A 20,964-nucleotide genomic window follows, 5' to 3' on the forward strand; every position below is an offset into this window, starting at 1 on the left:
CTCAATAAAAAAACCAGCATATATGCTGGTTTTTTTGGAGGATAAATCAGTTGAAGTCTTAGTTCATTGGATCATTTAAAGGTGCTTCAGGCATCGCTTGAGCAGGGGCATCTGGTGATGGCAGTGAATCAGGCTCAACCGCATTGACAGGTGCCTCTGCTGATGAATCTAATGGCGGTGCAGCAGCTGGGGCAGCATTCATGTCTGTATTTACCGTGGGTGCGACAGCATCATTTAATGCCGCTTCAGCTTGTTGTGCTGAGAGTTCTGCATTCGGTGCCAGTGGATGTTGCTCCGTTGGAGTCGCAGCGACTTGTTGTTGCACTGTGGTATCAGGTGCGGCCTGTTGAACAGGGGCTTCACTCTGTGGTACGGTTGGCATCACTGCTTGGTCATTGGGTGCACCTCGGCCCGCTGGACTGATAGGTGCAGCATTTGGATCAAGTAATTTAATTTGCCCTGAGCTTACGAGTTCTTGAATAGAACCTGGTTGACCATTAACGGTAGTCATGACTTTGGCTTGAGAGAGACTTTCTAAGGTATCACCCGGTTGGATAGGTGGCTCGGCGAAGGCTGAAGCACTTATCACTGTGCCGATTAAACCAAGAGAAGCTAAAATCTTAGAATGCATAAGAACTCCGTAAATTGCATGTATTATTTCCTTGAATTCATTTTTACCTTGGCATATTTTTTGAAGCGACAGCAATCAAAGATACGCAATCGCATCATGTTGTCGTAGAAAAACTCTACAAAAAAGACATTTTGTTACATGCAAAATCATCAAAATATGGCGTTTTGTTTAATTGTTATGCGAATAGAACTCGAGCGATATACTTCGTATACGCTGATTGTTAAGCTCGTGAAAAACCGATGTTTATTGTAGTTGTTATGGCGAAGAAGAAAAGCAGTTCAGGTAAGTCAGTCTTTAACATGTTTAATCAAAATGGCCTGAAAGTGATTTTAGGATTGGTGGCAACGGGAAGTTTTGCGATTGCCTTTGGTCAAGAAAAAATTCAGCAATACGTGTCTTTAAGCCCAAGCTCAAATTCAGCCTGTTTAGAACAATTTTATCGGGAAATTCCGCCTTATTTACTCAAAGAAAGTTTAAGTAAACACAGCTATGCACTGTGCTTTAACGGTTTTAATGTGATGTATTCGGGCGTTTCGAAAACTCCCCTCTGGGTTGCAGAGGCTCTGACGCCACAGCGCCTGAGCCAAAAAATTCCACGTGAAGATAGTTTTCACGAAGAAAATAATGTTGCAACCGAACATCGAGCGACATTGTCGGACTACCGTGGTTCAGGCTATGACCGTGGACATATGGCACCGAATGCTGATATGCCCAACAAAGCCGCACAATTCGACAGTTTTTCTTTGGCCAACATGGTGCCACAGGCCCCTAAAAATAATCAGCAAGTGTGGCGTGAATTGGAAGAAGCCACACGGGCGCTTGTGACCAAGCAAAAGCTGGATGTTTTTGTGGTGACTGGGCCAGTATTTCAGGGCAAAAAACTCAAGACCATTGGTCAGGGAGTGATTGTTCCGAGTGCGGTTTACAAAGCGGTCTATATGCCAAAAACGGGTGCAATCGGCGCTTATTACGCACCGAATGATAATTCACAGCAGGTGAAAATTGTCAGTGTCTGTTATTTGGAAGAGCAGTTGGGTGTGAATTTATTTCCGCAACTGACAGAAGAGCAAAAACGTAATACCTATAAACTACCGTTGACAGCAACGGCGGTAAAAGCCAATAGTGCAATTCAATACTCACATTGGGATGCGGAAAGTCAGTGTGCAGAAGAGGTTTCATCCGAGCAGCTCAAAGCCTTACAAAAAAACTTTAAATCGGGCTCTACTCAGTCGAGTAGTGGCAGCACAGTAACTAAGGGCACGAGTATTGATGCGGCGGATCAAGATGCGATTGTGAAACAATTGGTCGACGCCTTATTGCAATATATTTCGCAGCTGTTACGTTAAAGTTCTATGCAGTTGGATGTATAGACCTTCGACTGCAGTGCCCAATGCCTGAAAAACAAACAAGAGTAAAAATAAAATGTTTAAACCTTTTGTACAAGGTAACGAGTCCCATGCCATTCATGATTTGACCCTTGAAAATGACACGGACTGCGTCAGTATTTATGGCAATTTACAACTCACCAAAGACCAAGCTGGCCTAGCTGCGGCCAAAGCATTGCAGGCGTATCTGAATGCCATTGTGCAACAGCTTGAAAGTGAAGCTCAGCTTCCTGAGAAAATTGAACATCCGCAGTCGGGTGAAATTGACAATCCATTTTTATAACATAAGCCTATCTATGTTCCATGTGGAACAATAAGAAAAGCCCACAGATTGTGGGCTTTGTTATTAATGGGGAGAGAAAAAATTAATCCTCGCCAGAGATATGTCTAAGTGCAAAGGCACCCGTTAAAACGGTTAAATCAAAGGCAAGTGCAACGCCAAGAAAGCCGATGCGCAACTCGGGAAAAGCTGCTGCAAAAATGGCACTGCCACAGCCTCCGAAGACCAACCAAAACGTTCCGATGAATTCAGCAAGATATTTATTCATAATGCGCTTTTTGTAGTTATTGATGTTTTATTCGCATAGAACTTTATATCTAACGAGAAAATGCTCGTTTTTCAATCAATTTAACAAAAAAAACATGACATCCTGATGATGTGGATCAAACAGATCAGATTTTAGTGAAAATGCTGGATACGCCACTGCTGAGGTGTGACTTGGGTCCAGTGTTTAAAGGCACGTTGAAAAGCACTTTGTTCAGAGTAACTCAGCAACAGTGCAATTTCCTGTAAGCTGAGGTGTGGATCTCTTAAGTATTGCTCCGCCAAGATGCGTCGGACTTCTTGCATCCGCTGTTGGTAGGTCGTGCCTTGTTGTTGTAAGTAACGTTGCAGCTGTCGGACTGAAAAATTCAGTTGCCGAGCAATATGTTCAATTTGATATTGGTTTTTTTGTAGCCCGGTTAAAATCGCATGCTGTAGGCGCTGGTCGATGTGAGTAGAGTTAGGGAGTTTTTCCAGTAAGGCTTCGGCTTGCTGTAAGAGCAATTTTTGAAGGGTTTGATCACCTTGCTGAAAGGGCATGGATAATTCACTGAGGGGAATCATCATCATCGGCCGGCTTTGAGAGAAGCGAACTTTACAATTAAAGTACTGCTCATACAGTGCCGTATTTTTCGGGGCAGGGTGAGTAAAATGAACCTCGCTGAGCTGGATGTCATCATGGGCGACAAAGTGCTTCATAAACTGAATGATCAGCGCCATTGCCACTTCATTGCTGAGTTGTGTGGTGAGTTCAATCGGCATCTCCACCCAACCAAAGCATAGATTTTCACCTTCAACTGCAACATATAGCGAGCTGCCATCATAAATGAGACGGTGAAAGTCATGATAACGGGTGAGCGCTTCGCCTAAATTTTCGCAGGACAGCGCAATATAACCCAAAATGCCTAAATGCTTGGGCTGTACATACTTTGCAATCTCAAGTCCGAGTGCAGGGATGTGCAGATGGCTGTCAAGATCATTCAGTAACTCTAACCACAGTGCATAATCAAAACGTTCTAAGTTCTGTGCTTTTTCAAGCTGTTCAGAAATGGGGTAGCCCACGGCTTGGCAATAGGCATAGAGTAAATGCCCCAGTCCACCGTAGATAGAACCTGTGTAGTCTTTGAAATGTTGCATTGATTGGCTCTATTGTTCTTGTCGTAATTTGTCAATGAATTTGAATGCTAGGGTCAATATTTAGCATAGTTTCCACATTATATTCAATCTGAATATAGGAGGAATTTGCCATGTGGAAGGGTTTTGTCGCAGGACTGGTGGTTGCCAATGCGTTTGAGTGGGTTGCACATAAATATATCTTGCATGGAACACACCGTGCTGGAAAGCCACGCTATAGCCCCGTGCCTGACAGTATGAAATCGCATTGGGAGCATCACCGAGAAGTGCGGAAAACCACATTTCATGATCATGGTTATGTTGAAGGTTGGAGCAATTGGCGTACCAAAAATGAAATCGTGTCACTCGCAGTCGTGGCGGGTGTATTTGGGACATTATTTTATCCTGTCTCCAAAGGCATGACTTTGTCTGTGTTGTACAGTGCAGGAAATTATTACTACATCCACCGCCGTGCGCACTTAGAGCCAGACTGGGCAATGCGTAAGATTCCTTGGCATTATGATCATCATATGAACTCCAATCAGGATGCCAACTGGTGTGTGACCAAGCCATGGTTTGATTATATTTTAGGAACGCGGGTCATTTCCTCATTGGATTTGCAAGAGCAAAATCCGTTGGGTATTGCTTTACCCCAAGTGGTGTCGGATAAGCTCACCCAGTGGGTCAATCAGGTCTTCCCTGCAAAATGGGTTAAGGCACCTGAAGCGATTCCACTGAACTCAGCGCAGACGACTGAAACGGTTGCAGGATAACTGAATGGGTATTTTGTCGTGATTTGTCAATAATATTGGTGTGTATTGTCAATATTTCGTCATTTGAACATTCTATAGTAAAGCTGTTGATGAGGTGAGATCATCTCATGAGCACTAGTACGTCATTTTTCATTTTCCAGTTTAACAAGACAATGTTGTCGTTATTCTAGGTTTATAGGGAGTCGCAAGACTCCCTTTTTTTATCTCAAAAATTGAGAGCATAATTGTGGTCAAGAGCCAGCGAGCATTCTAAGCTTTAACATCTACTGCATAATCGATAGTACTGTTCAACTCAGCGTTAGCTCAGCTGTGCCGAAGTACAGCGTAATTGAGTCTTTTAATTCGCCTGCTTTTTAAAGTCCGTTAAAATATAGCGATCCATTTCATCGGTATAGTCAGGGGAAAACTGAAAGCACACATGCTCGTTGATGTTTAAGGTTTTGAGATCAGGGAAGCTTTGTCTGGCACGTGGACTATTGCTAAATAAAAAAGCTTGTCGATCACTCTGAAAGTAAAACACTTTTTCAGTGCTGATGTTGTGCCGTCGGTAATGGGTGACCTCTGACCATTGTGTAAAAATACCACAAGCCCGAATTTGATCAGGTGCAATCAACGCTTTTTCATAATACTGTTTAAACTGATATTTGCTGAAGCTGATATAGCTAAACAGGCATAAACCAAGGAGTAACAGTACAGCCAGCATACCGAAAGGGCGGTCAGCATATTTCTTCATCAAAAGGATGAAAACAAAACAGATCAATAGACCACAAATAAATAAGATTAGCTCTAAGTGATACATTTTTTCTCATCTTTAAAATGATAAAAAAGAGTACTCGAAAGTACTCTTTTCATAGGTTTTACGGTTATGGTCTGTTTATAGACGCATTTCAATACCTTGCTCTGCAAGGTATTTTTTCGCTTCAGGAATGGTGTGTTGTCCAAAGTGGAAAATCGAAGCAGCCAGTACAGCGTCTGCACCACCTTTTAAAATACCATCGGCCAAGTGTTGTAAGTTTCCGACACCGCCCGAAGCAATGGTTGGAATGGTGACGCGGTCATTGATTTGACGCATCAGCTCAAGGTCATAACCTGCTTTGGTGCCATCGGCATCCATCGAAGTAATCAGCAGTTCACCTGCACCAAAGTCGGCCATTTTCACGGACCATTCAATTGCATCAATACCCGTTGGTTTACGGCCGCCATGGGTAAAAATTTCCCATTTATTCTCGCCTGTTTTTTTTGCGTCAATGGCAACCACAATACACTGTGCGCCAAAGCGTTGCGATGCTTCTTGTACAAATTCTGGGTTAAACACCGCTGCTGAGTTAATGCTGACTTTGTCCGCACCAGCATTGAGTAAGAGACGAATGTCTTCAACTTTGCGAACGCCACCACCGACCGTTAAGGGAACAAAAACCGTTTCAGCCATGCGTTCAACCGTACGATAAGTCGTGTCACGACCATTCGAAGTTGCGGTAATGTCTAAGAAGGTAATTTCATCAGCACCTTGTTCGTTATATCGACGTGCTACTTCTACTGGGTCACCTGCATCACGAATATCAAGGAATTGAACACCTTTCACTACACGACCGTTGTCTACGTCGAGGCAAGGAATAATACGTTTAGCTAGCATAATTTTTTCCAAAAATAACAGCCGATTATGAAACTTCGCGACTTAGATGCTACACCTTAATAGTCGGAGCGGGTATTCTATCAAACTTATGTAAGTTTTTTTGCAGGTTTTATATGTCGGTTTATACCACTTTGACTTTACAGGAAGTTCAGGCGTTTGCAGCACCTTATGGACTTGAGGTAATCGATCTGATCCCAATTCAAGGCGGTATTCAAAATACGAACTATTTTATTGTGTGTGAAAATGCTGTGCAGTATGTATTGACTGTATTTGAAGAAATGGATGAACAGGGCGCAGGCGAGTTGGTTCCTGTGCTTGAGCATTTAGGTCAGGCTGGTTTAGTGGTTCCTGTACCTTTAAGTCACTCAGGCAAAGCCATTCATAGTTTAAAAGATAAACCTGCCCAAATTGCCCCACGGATGATGGGCAAACATCCCATGCCTGCGACCCTTGAGCAAGCCGAGGCGATTGCGGTTGCACAAGCGCAAATGCACGTCGCACTGCAAGATTTTCCATTGGAGCGTGCAGAATACCGTGACCATGATTACTGGCTCGCTGTAGCGTTACAAATGAAACCGACATTAAGTGAGGCGGATCAAGCACTACTCAATAAGTTATTGGGGTTATATGACGCATTATCGGCGGTTTATCCGAATCGTCCAAAGGGCTTTATCCACTCGGATTTATTTCGTGACAACACTTTGTTTGAGGGCAATCAGCTCAAAGGCATTTTAGACTTTTATGAACTGAATAAAGATGAGTTCTTGTTTGATATTGCGATTACCCTGAATGATTTCTGTACCGAATATCCAAGTGTGCATTTAAATGAAGACAAAGCCATTGCATTCTTAAACGCCTATGAAAGCATTCGTCCTTTGACTGCCGATGAAAAATCTTGTCTCGAGTTGTATCTTGCAATGGCCGCTGCGCGTTTTTGGATGATGCGTCTACAAGTGGCACAAAAAAATGCTGAACAAGGCCGTACGGGGGATGACATTTTGCAGAAAAATCCTGCCGAAATGCGTAATATGGTGATTGACCGCCTAAAATTTGTAACTGCTTAAATAGGAAAGAAAAATGCGTGACCAAGGACGACTCGTTGAATGGTTTGATGAAAAAGGCTATGGCTTTATTCAGCCCAACGATGACAGCAAAGATCGCGTGTTTTTACATATCAAGGACTTTGCTCGGCAAGGTCCTCGTCCTATTTTAGGCTGTGCGTTGGAATACAACGTGCTTGTGGATGCGCAAGGGCGTTATCGTGCACAGCAAGTTAGTTATTTAAAAGCATCACAAACCCAAAAGAGCCGTACCCAAAAAGTCTCCCCGAAAAAGACCGAACAGGGTCAACGTTGGAGTCCAATGCAAATTGCGTCGGTGGCATACATCGTGTTTTTGGCGCTATTGGTATTGCTGGGGCGTTTGAGTGGATTGGTGCTGCTGTTGATTAGTGTGATGAATGCGGCCAGTTATTGGTTCTATGCACAAGACAAAGAAGCTGCGCAAAATGGACAGCGCCGTGTACCTGAAAACACGTTGCATCTGCTTTCATTTTTGGGTGGTTGGCCTGCAGCATGGTTAGCGCAGCAAAAGCTACGACATAAAACACAAAAACAACCCTTTAGAAAGATTTACTTTTGTACAATTCTATTCAATATACTTTTAATTTTATGGCTTATTTCTCCTTTCAATAGTTTGCCTATTTAAAGTTCAAGCCCACTTTATGAGGGACAATATGAATTATTCAGTCGATCAAGATCCGAATCGTAGTCTGACTTTTATTCTTTATATTTTGTATATCGTTGCGATTTTTTCCGCAGGCATTTTAGCCATTATTGCTTTAGTGATTAATTATGTGAAGCGTGGCTCTGTGCGTGGTTCCATTTTTGAGAGCCATTTTACTTGGCAGATTCGCACCTTTTGGTGGTATTTAATTTGGAACGTGATTGCCTTTGTGCCATTTATTTTCTTATTCTTTACGGGTGAAAATGCCACAGCTTTCGCAGGTGTTGCATTCGGTGCTTCGACCTTCTGTGTGGCCGTGATTGGGTTGTCGTGGGTGTGGATTGTGTATCGTGCCATTAAAGGCATTATACGTTTAAACGACAATCAACCGATGTATCAATAACAAGTGATGGGATTTAAAAAAGGGCAGTGTGCCCTTTTTTTAGGTCTGTATCTTTTGGGATGAGATTTATGCACCGAGATGAACCCAGCTGATGCAGCAGTGTCTCTATTTTTGCGCAGGCTTTTAAAAAGCACCTTACTAAATTGAATTTCAATCTTTACTTTTTTATATTAATAAATTTACTTTTTTAATATTTATAACTTACATTTTTATTTATAAATAATTACTTTTTTAATAATTTTAATTTACATTTTTAATAAATTAACTTTACATTAATGTACAGTTATTTATATGAATATATGCGTAGAGAATATTATAAAAAATAGTCCTTTTTTGACTAAGCGTAGAATCTTCCTCGACGACGTTTTAGTCCCAAAACATGGATGGCACGAACCAAAACTGCATAAGAAACCGAATAGCCAAAGTGTTGTTCAAAAAGTGGAACTAAATCGCTAATATTTTGAAATTTTGTATTTTTAACAAATACTTGAAATGCACTCCAGTCTTTTATATGGCTGGGTGCTCCACGGCTGTTGGCTACTTTTGGAGACAAGCCGCCTGTTTCTTCTTCGAGCTTAATCCATGCGTCTAAGGTCACACGAGAGATGTTGAATTCCTTGCAAACGGCAACCTTATAATCCGTGAGTTTATAGCGTTGAATCGCTGCTTTTCGGGTTTCTAAATCGTACTTTGGCATTTAATTCAATATTTTTAAAATAGCGAAGCTGTTATTATATGGCATAGTTGTTGCAAAAACCAAAATCACTAGATTAAAAAATGAAAGATGGTGATTTCGGTGAAAAATGCAGATTTTTCTTTAAAGAAAATGTCACTATGGCAAGTGGTCATTATTGGTGTGGCCTATATGACCCCGATGGTCGTGTTTGATACCTTTGGGATTGTGTCTGGGGTCACCGATGGGCGTGTGCCATTGGCTTATATTTTGGCGTTGGTTGCAATGTTACTGACCGCATTTAGTTATGCACGTTTTAGCCGAATCAGTGGTGACTCAGGTTCTGCCTATAACTACACGGCACAGTCGTGTGGAGCCAAAGCAGGCTTTTTTGTCGGCTGGTGTTCACTGCTGGATTATATTTTGTTGCCCTTGGTGAATGCCTTACTGGCAAGTATTTACTTAGAAGCTGTGATCCCGAGTGTGCCGTATTGGCTATGGGTGGTTGTATTCACGGGTTTGGTTACGCTGATTAACTGTTTCCGAATCAATATTTTGGCGAATTTAAGTCTGTTGTTTGTACTTTTACCCTTACTGCTGATGGTTTTATTTATCTATCTAGTCATTCAAGGCGTGGGTTCTGAACAAGGCTATGATCATGTACTGACTTTAGCCCCGCTGTTTAATGGAGACAGTTCTGTTTTGCCTTTGATTGCGGGTGCATCGATTTTATGTTTTTCATTTTTGGGTTTTGATGCGGTCACGACCATGTCCCATGAAACCAAAGATCCCCAAAAGAATATTCCACGTGCCGTGCTGCTTACCACGTTGCTCGGGGGCGGGATTTTTATTAGTGCCTCATGGTTTATCCAGCTGTATTTTCCAAGCAATGTGCGTTTTAACAACCCTGACGAAGCCTTACCTGAAATTGTCCTTTATGTGGGGGGAGCACTTTTCCAAGCCGTATTTTTATGTGCCCAAATCATGAATACCTTCGCTTCAGGTTTAGCCACTCATGCCAGCGCTTCACGCTTAATTCATATTATGGCGAAGGATGGCATTTTCCCCAAAGCAACCTTTGGGCAGCTCCATGCAAAATTAGGTACGCCACTTTATGCCGTCTTAAGTATTGGCCTGATTTCGCTATCGGCCATTTTTCTAGATCTTGCGACTGTGGTCAGCATGATTAGCTTCGGTGCTTTGATTGCCTTTACTGCGGTGAATTTCTCGGTTTTTGTGAAGTTCTATCTGTTGGAAAAACAAACCCAAGGCATTAAAAACAAATGCCTCAATTTGATTCTGCCCTTGTTATCTGTATTGGTGATGCTTTGCCTTTGGGTCAATTTAGAACGAAATGCACTAATTTTTGGTTGCGCTTGGCTGGCGATAGGCATTGGCCTATTTATTTATAAGAAATTGAAAAGACAAAACATTGTGATTGGAAATGCATATTAAAACCTGCATGAAAATGAGAGAGATATTGAGTGTGAATGAAATGAATATGAATAAACCGACATTTTTAGACGACGTTGAATACAAAGCCAGTTCTGCGGCGCAAAGTGGCAAAGAGTGGAATTGGTTGAACCCGCAGCGTGGTACGTTTAGTCATCCAGCCAATTACTATGAAAGTTCAATGCATGTATGGCATGAGTTTGAGCCTTTAAATGCGGATATCGAATGTGACGTGGTCGTGATAGGCGGTGGCTTACTGGGAGCATCGGCTGCACTGCATTTGTCGGAGCAGGGTGTCGATACGGTCTTGGTTGAAAAAAACCGAGTGGGCAGTGCTGCCTCAGGGCGTAATGGTGGGCAACTCACCCCGGGGTTGGCACGTTGGGAAGCCGAAACCATGATTGAGCACTTCAGCTTTGAAGAGGCTAAAAAGTTATGGCACTTTACCTCAACGGAAGCCATGACTTTGATAGATGACATTACTGAAAAATATGGCTTAGATGTGCAACGTAAACGTGGACATCTAACGGCCGCAGTACACCCAGGACATTTAGATGCACTGCATGAAGGGATGAAAGCACGTCAGTATTTAGATGAAAAAAATACCTCAATGTTGACCCAAGATGAATTACGTGAGCATGTGCAATCCGACAACTATTTTGGCGGTCAGTTGGATCAACTTGGGGGACATATTCATCCTTTAGCCCTGACGCGTGGTTTGGCTTATAGCTTTTGTCAAAACGGCGGCACGATTTATGAACAGACGGAAGTACAGTCAATCCAAGAACGTGCCGATGGTATTTATGTGACCACAGCCCAAGGCGTGATTAAAGCACGTAAAAGTGTGGTGATGGGCGTACACCATGCCTCATTTAAACTATTAGAAGAACGCAATCAAACCACCATTCCTTTTTATACCTATGTGTGCACCACAGCACCTTTAGCACTGGATTTGAAAGAGCTATTGCCGACGGATCTGCCTGTATACGACACCCAGTTTCAAATTGACTACTACCGCGGGGTCTCAAAAAACCGATTGTTATTTGGCGGTGAAGGTACGGGTTCGTGTTGGAGTCCTGAACAAACGCATGACTATTTGCTAGGGCGTATTCAACATGTATTTCCTCAGTTAGAGCAGGTCCAGCTTGATTTTGTGTGGAGTGGCACGACCGATTTAACCGTTAATGGTGCCGCGGATAGTCGCAAATTTGGCAGCCAATACCCAATCTATGCTGTTCAGGGTTGGAGTGGACATGGTGTTGCGCAAACGGTTCGCATTGGTAAAGCCATTGCCGATGATTTCTGCGGTCAAAGTGGTGACTTTAATATGTTGACCCGTATTCAACATCAGAATATTCCTTTTGGTCGTGCACTGGCGCCGTTGGTAATTCCAATAGCCAAAAGCATGTATGGAATCGGAGCAATGATTAATCCGGGCAAGATGGTGTCATTCTAACCACCTGACCATACTGCTGAATTGGTGGCCATTGATCACTCGATTCAGCAGTTTTTTTGTTTCGGAGATAGGCTAAAGTTGTTCGACATTCTTTTTCGACTTCAGCAATTTCGGTTTCCATTCACTGATCATAATACCAAACACCACCAAAAGTCCGCCCAACAAAGCCAGTGGTGCTAAGCGTTCTCCTGCAAGACGCCCAAACAGTGCCGCCCATACAGGCTCTCCTGCATAAATAATTGCCGCTTGAGATGGATTGACTGAGCGCTGTGCCCAATTCATTACATATTGAATCACGGCACTGGCAAGCCCCAAGCCTAGTGCAATACTCAGTAAAGGCCATGAAAAGTCTGGAATGCGGTGTTCACCTGCCAATGGCATGGCTGCAAAGGCGAGCACAGAGGCAACTGCCAGTTGAATTACCGTCACTCGACCAATATCGACTGTTGGAGCAAAATAGCCAATCAGGATAATTTCCATCGCTATAGCGATTGCACCGAGTAGGGTTAAGGTCTGGCCAAAATTCAGTGAAATTGAATTCAGGCTATTGCCTGTAAGTAAGACTAAGCCCATAAATGCACAGAGCGCACCAATCCAAATCATAAAATGGGGCACTTTACGAAAGATCAGCCACAACAATACAGGTACCAAAGGCACATACAGTGCAGTTAAAAAGGCAGATTCACTGCTACTGACTGTTTGTAGTCCGACCGTTTGTGTGCCATAGCCAATAGTGACCATACAGCCAATGAGTGCACCTGCCCACAAGTCCTGTCGGGTGATGTGTTTTAAATGTTGATAGGAAAATAAGCCAATAATTGTCGCGGCGCAGGCGAAACGACAGCCCACAAAGAACATGGGTGAGCTGAAATTTAAGGCATATTTCACGGCCAAGAAGGTACCGCCCCAAATAAAAGTAATTAGAATCAGCGCAATGACAGGCGCTTTAGAACCGAGCTGAGTATTCAACATAAAAGAACTGGTGTGCAATATATTGCACATAGCTTGTCATGCTTTGTTTTTTTGTGCAATATATTGCTCAATATTTTTTGATTTATCTCTATGAAGTCTCCTGCGGTACTACAACACGTCAGTCAAAATGTGCGTCATTATCGAAGCTTAAAAGGCTTGAGCCAGCAACAACTGGCGGATTTGGCTGGTTTAAGCCGTCGCATGGTGGCTGGGGTTGAATCAGGACAGGACAATATTAGTTTGGCGAAACTCAGTTTGATTGCCGATGTGCTTGAGGTCGATTTTGTACAGATCATTGCTGCACCTGAACAGCAAGGGCAAGCGGTCGTCAATGTTTTGGCTTGGCAGGGCACACAAGCCCACAGTGAAGCAAAATTAATGGCTTCAGCAGCAGCAACACAAAAAGTTGAACTGTGGACATGGGTACTTGCCCCAAATGAGCACTATAGTGCAGAACCCGACCCATTCGGTTGGCGTGAGATGCTCTATGTGATGGAGGGGGAGTTAACTTTGGATTTGGCAGGTGACATAAAAGTCTTAGGTGTAGGAGAGTCGATTGTGTTTTCGAGTGCCATCGAATACCAATACATCAACCGTGGAACTGTACCGTTAAAATTTATTCGTAATGTGATTTATTAAGCAGCAGATTTTATACGTCAACATTTAATGAATAAAAAAGAGGTCAAAAGACCTCTTTTTTAAATTCTACAATTAGAGCGATTGTTCATCTAACAACAATTGTGCATCACGTAAGTTTAAACTGCCTTCGTAAATCGCACGACCGGTAATTGCACCCAAAATACCCGGTTGACCTTTGAGGTTACGTACGTCATCAAGGTTGGTCACACCACCTGATGCAATTACAGGTAAGCCAGAGTATTGTGCCAATTGAACAGTTTGCTCAACGTTCACACCTTGCATCATCCCGTCACGTGCAATGTCGGTATAGACAATGCTCGATACGCCCGCATCGGCAAAACGTTTGGCCAAATCGGTTGCTTTCACATCGGTCACATTGGCCCAACCATCGGTGGCCACCATGCCATTCATGGCATCAATGCCGACAATGATATGACCTGCAAATTTCTTACATGCTTCTTCAACAAACTCAGGGTCTTGAACGGCTTTGGTGCCAATAATGACAAAAGACACACCCGCTTCTAAGTAGTGTTCAATGGTTTCTAGTGAGCGAATACCGCCGCCAATTTGAATTGGCAGTTCAGGTTGTGCGCGAGTAATGGCTTCAACCACAGGTTTATGAATTGGCGTACCAGCGAAAGCACCATTTAAATCGACCAAATGTAAGCGACGCGCGCCTTCATTTACCCAGTGCTGTGCAGTTGCAACAGGATCATCAGAAAAAACCGTATCGTCTTCCATACGACCTTGTTTTAAACGAACACATTTGCCATCTTTCAGGTCAATTGCAGGGATGATCAGCATGCTTTCGCTCCTAGCCAAATCTTAAATAAAATCAATGTCCGTCATCTTAGCAAAGTATTGGCAATTTTCTAAGCATCTGTTACAGCTTTTCATGACGACAAGGTTTTGTTGTTTTCTCTAATTCTTTGGAAATATCTTTTGGGAGTCGCTCTAAACGCCGCAATTCTTCAAAAACCAACAGCGCGGCATAGGCATCGGCAGCGGCATAGTCAACTTGTTCAGGCGTGAGTATTTTCCTCGCCCAATTTGAAGTGCTGACTTTTTTGCTTTTGGGGAAGTTGAGTTGAAACAGCAGGGCGATGGCATTTTTAATGCCAACAGGGTTAGTTAAACCAAAGCTGGCAAAGCATTTTGACAGCTCAACCACGCCCTTGAGCTCAAAACCTTTTTTGCGGAACAGATGGGCATCATTTTTTAAACCAAAACCCACTTTGAGCTGGTCTGGATTCGCTAAAAATGGCGTAAGGAAGTTCCAAATGGGTGGATTCATTTGAAACAAATAAGCATGCTCGACGCTGGCCAGTTGAATTAAATGCGGGCCCGTGGAAACTTCTCCTACTTGAAAGGTCGGTTTGGACTCGCTGTCAAAACCGAAGATGGCAATCTGTTCCAGTTCAGCACGGATTGCTTCACACTGTTCTAAGTTTTGAATGACATGAATTGCTTGTTTTGGTAAATTTTGAAAACGAGGAAATTTTTGAATTTCGACTTTACTGGGAAGGATGTGTTGAAAAGAAGAATCCATCATGCTTTGACTATGCCATTGTTGCCTAAGCCTAAAGCTTTTGTGTTGATTTAGCAAAACAGCCGACCTAGGCAGGCTGTTTTGCACGGGTGATTTTAGGACATAAAACCAGCCGCAATACCGCCGATAATTGCTAAAACGAAAATCAGGATGTAAATCCATGCCAAAACAGCTTCCCAGCCTGCAGTGGGGCGTGGTGAGCCATAACTGTTGTTACGATCATCGCCTGGTGCGAAAATTAGGTAAAGCATTAGAATCACGTTGGCAAGAGGCACCAACATCAACAGTGACAACCAGCCCGTATGGTTGCGGTCATGTAGGCGACGAATGGTAAAAACAAAAGTGAAGTACATGAGCGCAACATAGATCAGGGCGATAAAAATCATGCCACCACCGAAGTTGCCTGTTTCCAAATTCACAAATGTATTAGGAAAGATGGCGATGAAAATACCTAGAATAATTGACGCTACAATGGCAAGTAGACAGTTCCATGCTAGGTATGAAAAACGTCCGAAACGACCTGCGGCATTCAGCGCAGATTCTTGTGCATATTGAGTCATAGTGACTTACCTTATCGTTGTAAATTAAGTTTTTTATAAATAAAAATTTCTAAAAAGCAGGCAAATCATAATCAAATTTGGTGACAATGAAAAGGCATCGTAGTCATCTTGAGTGTAGTAGTGTGCTGTAAAGCAAAGATTTTATAGGCTCAAAGGCATAGGAGTGAGGTCACACGCCTCATTTACTTAAGCTGTTTCTGATTTATTTTAGTCTAGATGCATCAATTTTGGATAAACAAAAGCCCAACCGAAGTTGAGCTTTTTCAATCAAACAGAAGCTGGAATAAATTAAATTTTCCATTCCACAAAGTTTTTCAGCAGTTGCAAACCTGCGGTATGACTTTTTTCAGGGTGAAACTGTGTCGCAAACAAATTTTCTTGGTGAATGGCCGTGCAGAACTCTAAACCGTAGTCACAGGTCGCAGCCACAATACCAGAGTTCTTCGGTTCAACATAAAAGCTGTGCACGAAGTAAAAACGTGCATCTTGTTCAATGTCTTTCCACATTGGATGATTCGGATCGGCTTGATGAACTTGGTTCCAACCCATATGTGGGACTTTCAAGCCGTCTATATCAGGAAAGCGTTTCACGCTGCCTTCAAAAATACCGAGAGCATCGACTCCGCCATTTTCTTCAGAGCATTGCATCAGCGCTTGCATACCCACACAAATCGCTAATACAGGCTTATTAAATGCTGCATGACGAACGACTTCATCAATCCCTGCTTCATGCATGCCTTGCATACAGTCACGCATAGCACCTACGCCAGGGAACACAATTTTATCAGCTTGAGCCACTAGCTTGGGATCATTGGTCACATCGACCGTTGCACCAACATGCTCAAGCGCTTTTGCTGCTGAGTGTAGGTTACCCATACCATAGTCAAGAAGGGCAATACGGGTCATTACAAACTACCTTTGGTTGAAGCAATGGTGTTGGTTGCACGTGGGTCAATTTCACAGGCCATACGAAGTGCACGCGCAAATGCTTTGAACACACTTTCAATTTGGTGGTGACTATTTTTACCTTTGAGGTTATCAATGTGTACTGTCATGAGTGCATGGTTCACAAAGCCTTGGAAAAACTCAGAGAAGAGATCCACATCAAAACGACCAATCATGGCGCGGGTAAATGGAATATCCATAAATAAACCCGGACGGCCTGATAAGTCCACCACAGCACGGCTTAAAGATTCATCTAACGGTGCATAAAAATGACCATAACGACGTAAACCTTTTTTGTCACCTAAAGCTTTGGCAAAAGCCTGCCCAAGCGTGATACCACAGTCTTCAACCGTGTGGTGATCATCAATTTCCAAGTCGCCATCACATTCAATATCAATATCAAATAAGCCATGTCGCTTGATTTGATCAATCATATGATCTAAAAAGGGAATACCTGTGTTGAGCGTGCCTTGACCCGTACCATCGAGGTTTACACGAACTCGAATTTTGGTTTCGTTGGTATTTCTTACCACTTCACTGATACGTTCTGTCATAGACACGTTCCTCAAAGACGTCAAATAATTGATGTAAAATGTTTCGCCGTAACGAAGTCACCGCATATTAGATTGCTCAGGAGGGTTTATCAATGCCTATTACCGTACACGCTTATACTTCACTGGAAAAAGAAGAGTTGCGCAGCCAGCTAGAGCGACTGTACGACACCAGTCCTGAATTTGGCGATGGGCATGATGCCGTAGAACAACTTGAGCAAAATCTAGCTCAGTATACCTTACTTTACACTGCAGAATTTAATACTAAAGTCATTGGCGCCATTTGGTGTAGTGGGCAGGGTGAAAATAAAACCTTAGAATACATCGTAGTACATCCTGCAAACCGTGGACGAGGGGTTGCGGAGCGGCTGGTTGAAGAAGTTTGTCGTATGGAAGAAGCCAAAGGTGTCAAAGTGTTTGAGCCGGGCTGTGGTGCGATTCACCGTTGCTTAGAGCACATTGGTAAAATTTAAGCTTTTTTAAAGCAGTCTTTGGGCTGCTTTTTTCATGAATAGTGATGGTGACGCGCTTTAAGTGCAAATAATGACTCAAAAAATGTACGAAGGGTGCTGGGGTTGCTGTAAAAGTAAACACTCAACTGATTTTTTTGAAAACGCACTTGACGCTGCTTCGCTTAAACTGTTTAATACGCGACATCGGCGTGATAGCTCAGTAGGTAGAGCAACGGATTGAAAATCCGTGTGTCCCCAGTTCGATCCTGGGTCTCGCCACCATATTCAAAATCTTATTTAAAGATTTCAATCCCTGATCCCATCAGGGATTTTTTTTGCCTGAAATTTATCCGATCAAATAAAAAAGTGATGATTTTTATTGACTATTCATCCGAGATACGGCTTAATACACGGCATCGGCGTGATAGCTCAGTAGGTAGAGCAACGGATTGAAAATCCGTGTGTCCCCAGTTCGATCCTGGGTCTCGCCACCATATTCAAAAAAGCCTCAAACACTGTTTGGGGCTTTTTTTTGTCTTATGAAAAGTTGGATTGTATAAGGTGTTGGACAACATCATGCTTTAGTTAATGGAAAATGTGCTAATTTTGAGTCAAAAATAAGACTGAGAATGGCTTATGAAAGACCGCTTTTCATCGGGAAGTCAGCTTTATCAACTCGCACGTCCGAGTTATCCAGTGAGTTTGATTCAAGAAATACTCAAGCATGTAGTAACTCCTCAATTTGCGTGGGACTGTGGTGCAGGATCGGGGCAATTGACTCAATTGTTGGCGCCGCATTTTGATGCCGTGGTGGCGACAGATATCAGTGCTCATCAGTTACAACATGCACCTTATTTTGAAAATGTCAGTTATCAAGTTCAGTCTGCAGAGCACACCAGTTTTGCTGAGCAGAGTTTTGATTTAATCACGGTGGCTCAAGCCATTCATTGGTTTGATTTTGATGGTTTTTATGCAGAAGTGCGGCGGACTTTACGACCTGAAGGCATTTTGGCGGTCATTGGCTATGGTTTAATTCAGCTACAGCAACCTGAGTTACAGGGCTGTATTGAAAGACTTTATTTTAAGACTTTGAAAGGTTATTGGGATGCCGAACGACGTTATATCGACGAGGCCTATCAAACCATTCCTTTTCCCTTTGAGAAAATAACGACATCTGAATTGTCGATGTCGTTCCAATGGTCTGCTGCTCAATTGTTGGATTATTTAAATACATGGTCTGCACTGAAACATTATCGAGCGAAAAATTCAGATGACCCCTTATATGAGTTCAAAGCATTCTTTACGTTGGGTGATCACGCGAACCAACTCTTTGAGCTTAAATTTCCGATTTTTTTAAGATTGGGTCGTCTACCTGTATCGGCGCATTGAGTGTCTGAGCTTAATCGGCAATAAGACGTTTACCAAAGCACACGACTTCGATTTCCTCATAGCCTAGCTGCTCATAGAAGCTTTGCACGTCGATGTTTTCTTTACGTACAAGCAGTTGTAGTTTGGGGCAACCTAAGGCAATCAGGCGCTTCTCGAGCTGCTGTATGAGTGCAGTTGCGACTCCATTGCGTTGAAAGTGTGGATGTACTGCCAAATAATTAATCCAGCCGCGATGGCCATCATAACCACCCATCAATGTGGCGATGAGTTGTTCATCTTTAACAGCCAGTAAAAATAAACCATCTTTTTGCGCAGTTTTTCTAAAAATATCAATTTCAGGGTTATTCCAAGGGCGAGTGAGGTCGCATAACTCCCAAAGTGCAATGACGTCTTCTAAATCTGTTTCGAGATAGGGGCGAATAATGAACATGAGCTTGGCATTTTTATTTTTTGGATGCCTTTAGATTAATTGAGTTTTTTTATTTTGATAAGTGTTTTATTACACTTTTCATCAGACATAAAAAAACGCCCAAGAGGGCGCTTTTTTTTAAACTTTAAATTAAGCAGATTTCGCTTCTGCTTGAACAGGAAGCATGTGACCTGTTTCTTCAAAGTTAGAATGCCAAGACAACGCTTCACGAAGAAGGTGAGGCGTATGACCACCTTTTGCACATGAGCGATCGAAGTAGTCATTTAATGCATCACGGTAAAGTGGGTGTGCACAGTTGTCGATAATCGCACGAGCACGTTCACGCGGTGCTAGACCGCGAAGATCTGCCAAACCTTGTTCTGTTACCAGGATGTCAACATCATGTTCAGCATGGTCGATGTGCGACGCAAACGGTACGATTGAAGAAATGTCGCCACCTTTTGCAATTGATTTGGTCACGAAGATTGCCAAGTGTGCATTACGTGCGAAGTCACCTGAACCACCAATACCGTTCATCATTTTAGTACCGCAAACGTGAGTTGAGTTTACGTTACCGTAAATATCAAATTCAAGTGCAGTGTTGATGCCGATAATACCTAAACGACGAACCAATTCAGGGTGGTTTGAGATCTCTTGCGGACGTAAAACCAATTTATCTTTGTACGCTTCAAGGTTATTAAATACTTTCTCGCCGTATTTTGCAGAAAGGGTAATTGATGAACCTGAAGCAAACTTCATTTTACCTGCATCAATCAATTCGAAAGTACAGTCTTGCAACACTTCTGAGTACATGACGAGGTCTTCGAAGTTCGAATCTTTAAGGCCTGTAAGTACAGCATTGGCAATTGAGCCAATCCCTGCTTGTAATGGGCCTAAGTTTTTAGGTAGACGCTCTTCAGCCACTTCTTTTTCAAAGAATGCGATTAAGTGGTCTGCAATGCCTTGAGTTTCATCATCTGGAGCCGTTACCGTTGATGGAGAGTCGTGCAAGTCGTTGTTGATGACGATACCGACGATTTTTGCAGGATCGATATTGATCGCGTGCGTACCAATACGCTCATCCACTTGAGTCAATGGAATTGGTTGACGGGTTGGACGGTAAGTTGGGATGTAAATATCGTGTAAGCCTTCAAATGCAGGGCTTAAGTTGGTGTTGATTTCAACAATCACTTTTTCTGCGAAAATTGCAAAACTTGCAGAGTTACCTACAGACGTTGTTGGAATGATGCCGCCATCTTCAGTAATCGCAACCGCTTCAATGATCGCTACATCTGGCTTTTTCAACTGAAGGTTACGCATTTGCTCAACAGTTTCAGACAAGTGTTGGTCAATGAACATCACTTCGCCATTGTTGATGGCTTTACGTAAAGTGTTGTCCACTTGGAACGGTAAACGACGTGCCAATACACCCGCTTCAGTCAATTGCTTGTCTAGGTCATTACCTAAAGAAGCACCAGTAATTAATGTGATTTTTAAAGGATTTGTGTGTGCACGTTTAACCAATGCCAAAGGTACAGCTTTCGCTTCGCCAGCACGAGTGAAGCCACTCATACCTACAGTCATGCCATCTTCAATAAAAGCAGACGCTTCTTCTGCACTGATGACTTTATCGTGAAGTGAAGCTAAACGGATACGATCTAAAGACATGGTTTACTCTCGTTAATATTCTGGATCTGGCACCGATTGTAC

At 42.8% G+C, this 20,964-nt stretch carries 24 protein-coding genes, 2 tRNA genes and 1 pseudogene; 13 read left to right on the forward strand and 14 right to left on the reverse strand.

Annotated elements, in window-relative coordinates; genetic code table 11:
• Positions 1-58 precede the first annotated feature (58 nt).
• The gene (locus AC4CU3_RS10095) at positions 59-631 is read right to left on the reverse strand and encodes a hypothetical protein (protein ID WP_039890721.1); all 573 of its coding nucleotides are present in this window, start codon (positions 629-631) and stop codon (positions 59-61) included.
• 257 nt (positions 632-888) lie between these two features.
• On the opposite strand from AC4CU3_RS10095, the gene AC4CU3_RS10100 reads away from it, so the two are divergent.
• A complete protein-coding gene (locus AC4CU3_RS10100) occupies positions 889-1,977 on the forward strand; it encodes a DNA/RNA non-specific endonuclease (protein WP_490738466.1) in 1,089 nt (362 codons plus the stop codon).
• A 76-nt stretch (positions 1,978-2,053) separates the two neighbouring features.
• A complete protein-coding gene (locus AC4CU3_RS10105; RefSeq protein ID WP_005006328.1) occupies positions 2,054-2,299 on the forward strand; it encodes a hypothetical protein in 246 nt (81 codons plus the stop codon).
• Between the two features lie 91 nt (positions 2,300-2,390).
• Here AC4CU3_RS10105 and AC4CU3_RS10110 read toward each other — a convergent pair.
• Positions 2,391-2,564 (reverse strand): annotated as a pseudogene (locus tag AC4CU3_RS10110) (aquaporin); the annotation flags it as partial.
• Positions 2,565-2,695: 131 nt separating this feature from the next.
• The gene (locus tag AC4CU3_RS10115) at positions 2,696-3,697 is read right to left on the reverse strand and encodes an AraC family transcriptional regulator (RefSeq protein WP_005401395.1); all 1,002 of its coding nucleotides are present in this window, start codon (positions 3,695-3,697) and stop codon (positions 2,696-2,698) included.
• Positions 3,698-3,807: 110 nt separating this feature from the next.
• On the opposite strand from AC4CU3_RS10115, the gene AC4CU3_RS10120 reads away from it, so the two are divergent.
• Entirely contained in the window at positions 3,808-4,446 is a 639-nt protein-coding gene (locus tag AC4CU3_RS10120; protein WP_005401394.1) for a hypothetical protein, read from the forward strand.
• Positions 4,447-4,783: 337 nt separating this feature from the next.
• Here AC4CU3_RS10120 and AC4CU3_RS10125 read toward each other — a convergent pair whose 3' ends face one another.
• Positions 4,784-5,179, reverse strand: a complete 396-nt coding sequence (locus AC4CU3_RS10125; protein ID WP_490738191.1) for a hypothetical protein — start codon at positions 5,177-5,179, stop codon at positions 4,784-4,786.
• Between the two features lie 141 nt (positions 5,180-5,320).
• The gene (gene hisF, locus AC4CU3_RS10130; RefSeq protein ID WP_004691571.1) at positions 5,321-6,079 is read right to left on the reverse strand and encodes an imidazole glycerol phosphate synthase subunit HisF; all 759 of its coding nucleotides are present in this window, start codon (positions 6,077-6,079) and stop codon (positions 5,321-5,323) included.
• 113 nt (positions 6,080-6,192) lie between these two features.
• Between hisF and AC4CU3_RS10135 the strand changes: the two genes are divergently transcribed.
• The 3 genes from AC4CU3_RS10135 to AC4CU3_RS10145 are packed head-to-tail and all read left to right on the forward strand — an operon-like array spanning position 6,193 to position 8,207.
• A complete protein-coding gene (locus AC4CU3_RS10135; protein ID WP_004978153.1) occupies positions 6,193-7,143 on the forward strand; it encodes a homoserine kinase in 951 nt (316 codons plus the stop codon).
• A 13-nt stretch (positions 7,144-7,156) separates the two neighbouring features.
• Positions 7,157-7,786, forward strand: coding sequence for a DUF1294 domain-containing protein (locus AC4CU3_RS10140; RefSeq protein ID WP_005401391.1), 630 nt, complete (start codon positions 7,157-7,159; stop codon positions 7,784-7,786).
• 28 nt (positions 7,787-7,814) lie between these two features.
• Positions 7,815-8,207: a DUF4870 family protein gene (locus AC4CU3_RS10145; RefSeq protein ID WP_005401390.1), complete on the forward strand. Its 393-nt coding sequence runs from the start codon at positions 7,815-7,817 to the stop codon at positions 8,205-8,207.
• Between the two features lie 337 nt (positions 8,208-8,544).
• On the opposite strand, the gene AC4CU3_RS10150 is transcribed toward AC4CU3_RS10145, so the two are convergent.
• Complete coding sequence (locus AC4CU3_RS10150) at positions 8,545-8,904, reverse strand: COG3415 family protein (RefSeq protein ID WP_005401389.1); 360 nt, start codon at positions 8,902-8,904, stop codon at positions 8,545-8,547.
• A gap of 87 nt (positions 8,905-8,991) precedes the next feature.
• On the opposite strand from AC4CU3_RS10150, the gene AC4CU3_RS10155 reads away from it, so the two are divergent.
• Both AC4CU3_RS10155 and AC4CU3_RS10160 read left to right on the forward strand, forming a co-directional pair.
• The gene (locus AC4CU3_RS10155; protein WP_039890585.1) at positions 8,992-10,335 is read left to right on the forward strand and encodes an APC family permease; all 1,344 of its coding nucleotides are present in this window, start codon (positions 8,992-8,994) and stop codon (positions 10,333-10,335) included.
• Between the two features lie 40 nt (positions 10,336-10,375).
• Positions 10,376-11,788, forward strand: coding sequence for an NAD(P)/FAD-dependent oxidoreductase (locus AC4CU3_RS10160; protein WP_080543929.1), 1,413 nt, complete (start codon positions 10,376-10,378; stop codon positions 11,786-11,788).
• A 72-nt stretch (positions 11,789-11,860) separates the two neighbouring features.
• Here the strand turns inward: AC4CU3_RS10160 and AC4CU3_RS10165 are convergent, their stop codons facing one another.
• Positions 11,861-12,760 (reverse strand): DMT family transporter, encoded by a 900-nt coding sequence (locus AC4CU3_RS10165; protein ID WP_005401386.1) that lies wholly within the window; start codon positions 12,758-12,760, stop codon positions 11,861-11,863.
• Between the two features lie 90 nt (positions 12,761-12,850).
• On the opposite strand from AC4CU3_RS10165, the gene AC4CU3_RS10170 reads away from it, so the two are divergent.
• The gene (locus AC4CU3_RS10170) at positions 12,851-13,399 is read left to right on the forward strand and encodes a helix-turn-helix domain-containing protein (RefSeq protein ID WP_279043875.1); all 549 of its coding nucleotides are present in this window, start codon (positions 12,851-12,853) and stop codon (positions 13,397-13,399) included.
• 72 nt (positions 13,400-13,471) lie between these two features.
• On the opposite strand, the gene hisA is transcribed toward AC4CU3_RS10170, so the two are convergent.
• The 5 genes from hisA to hisB all read right to left on the reverse strand — a co-directional run bounded on the left by hisA (position 13,472) and on the right by hisB (position 17,007).
• Entirely contained in the window at positions 13,472-14,203 is a 732-nt protein-coding gene (gene hisA / locus AC4CU3_RS10175) for a 1-(5-phosphoribosyl)-5-[(5-phosphoribosylamino)methylideneamino]imidazole-4-carboxamide isomerase (RefSeq protein ID WP_279043876.1), read from the reverse strand.
• A 79-nt stretch (positions 14,204-14,282) separates the two neighbouring features.
• Positions 14,283-14,951, reverse strand: coding sequence for a 3'-5' exonuclease (locus AC4CU3_RS10180; RefSeq protein WP_080543926.1), 669 nt, complete (start codon positions 14,949-14,951; stop codon positions 14,283-14,285).
• 92 nt (positions 14,952-15,043) lie between these two features.
• Positions 15,044-15,508 carry a DUF805 domain-containing protein gene (locus AC4CU3_RS10185; protein WP_005401382.1) on the reverse strand — a complete coding sequence of 155 codons (465 nt, stop codon included), beginning with the start codon at positions 15,506-15,508 and terminating at the stop codon, positions 15,044-15,046.
• Positions 15,509-15,796: 288 nt separating this feature from the next.
• Positions 15,797-16,414: an imidazole glycerol phosphate synthase subunit HisH gene (gene hisH, locus AC4CU3_RS10190; RefSeq protein WP_005401381.1), complete on the reverse strand. Its 618-nt coding sequence runs from the start codon at positions 16,412-16,414 to the stop codon at positions 15,797-15,799.
• Positions 16,414-17,007 carry an imidazoleglycerol-phosphate dehydratase HisB gene (gene hisB / locus AC4CU3_RS10195; RefSeq protein ID WP_004691554.1) on the reverse strand — a complete coding sequence of 198 codons (594 nt, stop codon included), beginning with the start codon at positions 17,005-17,007 and terminating at the stop codon, positions 16,414-16,416. The genes hisH and hisB overlap by 1 nt, the downstream gene beginning before the upstream one ends.
• A gap of 92 nt (positions 17,008-17,099) precedes the next feature.
• On the opposite strand from hisB, the gene AC4CU3_RS10200 reads away from it, so the two are divergent.
• The 4 genes from AC4CU3_RS10200 (at position 17,100) to AC4CU3_RS10215 (ending at position 18,845) form a co-directional block, all read left to right on the forward strand.
• Complete coding sequence (locus AC4CU3_RS10200) at positions 17,100-17,477, forward strand: GNAT family N-acetyltransferase (protein ID WP_004691552.1); 378 nt, start codon at positions 17,100-17,102, stop codon at positions 17,475-17,477.
• 185 nt (positions 17,478-17,662) lie between these two features.
• Positions 17,663-17,738 (forward strand) — tRNA-Phe (locus AC4CU3_RS10205).
• 136 nt (positions 17,739-17,874) lie between these two features.
• Positions 17,875-17,950 (forward strand) — tRNA-Phe (locus AC4CU3_RS10210).
• A gap of 142 nt (positions 17,951-18,092) precedes the next feature.
• Positions 18,093-18,845 (forward strand): class I SAM-dependent methyltransferase, encoded by a 753-nt coding sequence (locus AC4CU3_RS10215; protein WP_005401379.1) that lies wholly within the window; start codon positions 18,093-18,095, stop codon positions 18,843-18,845.
• Positions 18,846-18,855: 10 nt separating this feature from the next.
• Here AC4CU3_RS10215 and AC4CU3_RS10220 read toward each other — a convergent pair whose 3' ends face one another.
• Complete coding sequence (locus tag AC4CU3_RS10220; RefSeq protein WP_005401378.1) at positions 18,856-19,275, reverse strand: GNAT family acetyltransferase; 420 nt, start codon at positions 19,273-19,275, stop codon at positions 18,856-18,858.
• A gap of 129 nt (positions 19,276-19,404) precedes the next feature.
• On the reverse strand, positions 19,405-20,922 hold the full coding sequence (gene scpC, locus AC4CU3_RS10225; protein WP_004978127.1) for a succinyl-CoA:acetate CoA-transferase ScpC: 1,518 nt from the start codon (positions 20,920-20,922) through the stop codon (positions 19,405-19,407).
• Positions 20,923-20,964 lie beyond the last annotated feature (42 nt).

Source organism: Acinetobacter sp. 802_lipA (genome assembly GCF_058242885.1).

Bases quoted from the DNA above. Each gene is read 5' to 3' on its own strand.
- AC4CU3_RS10160 (WP_080543929.1), top strand. From the start codon at position 10,376: ATGAATATGAATAAACCGACATTTTTAGACGACGTTGAATACAAAGCC.
- scpC (WP_004978127.1), bottom strand. From the start codon at position 20,922: ATGTCTTTAGATCGTATCCGTTTAGCTTCACTTCACGATAAAGTCATC.
- hisA (WP_279043876.1), bottom strand. From the start codon at position 14,203: ATGCTGATCATCCCTGCAATTGACCTGAAAGATGGCAAATGTGTTCGT.
- hisB (WP_004691554.1), bottom strand. From the start codon at position 17,007: ATGACAGAACGTATCAGTGAAGTGGTAAGAAATACCAACGAAACCAAA.
- AC4CU3_RS10155 (WP_039890585.1), top strand. From the start codon at position 8,992: ATGGTGATTTCGGTGAAAAATGCAGATTTTTCTTTAAAGAAAATGTCA.
- hisH (WP_005401381.1), bottom strand. From the start codon at position 16,414: ATGACCCGTATTGCCCTTCTTGACTATGGTATGGGTAACCTACACTCA.
- AC4CU3_RS10170 (WP_279043875.1), top strand. From the start codon at position 12,851: ATGAAGTCTCCTGCGGTACTACAACACGTCAGTCAAAATGTGCGTCAT.
- AC4CU3_RS10220 (WP_005401378.1), bottom strand. From the start codon at position 19,275: ATGTTCATTATTCGCCCCTATCTCGAAACAGATTTAGAAGACGTCATT.
- AC4CU3_RS10135 (WP_004978153.1), top strand. From the start codon at position 6,193: ATGTCGGTTTATACCACTTTGACTTTACAGGAAGTTCAGGCGTTTGCA.
- AC4CU3_RS10100 (WP_490738466.1), top strand. From the start codon at position 889: ATGGCGAAGAAGAAAAGCAGTTCAGGTAAGTCAGTCTTTAACATGTTT.
- AC4CU3_RS10105 (WP_005006328.1), top strand. From the start codon at position 2,054: ATGTTTAAACCTTTTGTACAAGGTAACGAGTCCCATGCCATTCATGAT.
- AC4CU3_RS10120 (WP_005401394.1), top strand. From the start codon at position 3,808: ATGTGGAAGGGTTTTGTCGCAGGACTGGTGGTTGCCAATGCGTTTGAG.
- AC4CU3_RS10145 (WP_005401390.1), top strand. From the start codon at position 7,815: ATGAATTATTCAGTCGATCAAGATCCGAATCGTAGTCTGACTTTTATT.
- AC4CU3_RS10185 (WP_005401382.1), bottom strand. From the start codon at position 15,508: ATGACTCAATATGCACAAGAATCTGCGCTGAATGCCGCAGGTCGTTTC.
- AC4CU3_RS10180 (WP_080543926.1), bottom strand. From the start codon at position 14,951: ATGATGGATTCTTCTTTTCAACACATCCTTCCCAGTAAAGTCGAAATT.
- AC4CU3_RS10095 (WP_039890721.1), bottom strand. From the start codon at position 631: ATGCATTCTAAGATTTTAGCTTCTCTTGGTTTAATCGGCACAGTGATA.
- AC4CU3_RS10115 (WP_005401395.1), bottom strand. From the start codon at position 3,697: ATGCAACATTTCAAAGACTACACAGGTTCTATCTACGGTGGACTGGGG.
- AC4CU3_RS10215 (WP_005401379.1), top strand. From the start codon at position 18,093: ATGAAAGACCGCTTTTCATCGGGAAGTCAGCTTTATCAACTCGCACGT.
- AC4CU3_RS10125 (WP_490738191.1), bottom strand. From the start codon at position 5,179: ATGAAGAAATATGCTGACCGCCCTTTCGGTATGCTGGCTGTACTGTTA.
- AC4CU3_RS10150 (WP_005401389.1), bottom strand. From the start codon at position 8,904: ATGCCAAAGTACGATTTAGAAACCCGAAAAGCAGCGATTCAACGCTAT.
- AC4CU3_RS10140 (WP_005401391.1), top strand. From the start codon at position 7,157: ATGCGTGACCAAGGACGACTCGTTGAATGGTTTGATGAAAAAGGCTAT.
- hisF (WP_004691571.1), bottom strand. From the start codon at position 6,079: ATGCTAGCTAAACGTATTATTCCTTGCCTCGACGTAGACAACGGTCGT.
- AC4CU3_RS10200 (WP_004691552.1), top strand. From the start codon at position 17,100: ATGCCTATTACCGTACACGCTTATACTTCACTGGAAAAAGAAGAGTTG.
- AC4CU3_RS10165 (WP_005401386.1), bottom strand. From the start codon at position 12,760: ATGTTGAATACTCAGCTCGGTTCTAAAGCGCCTGTCATTGCGCTGATT.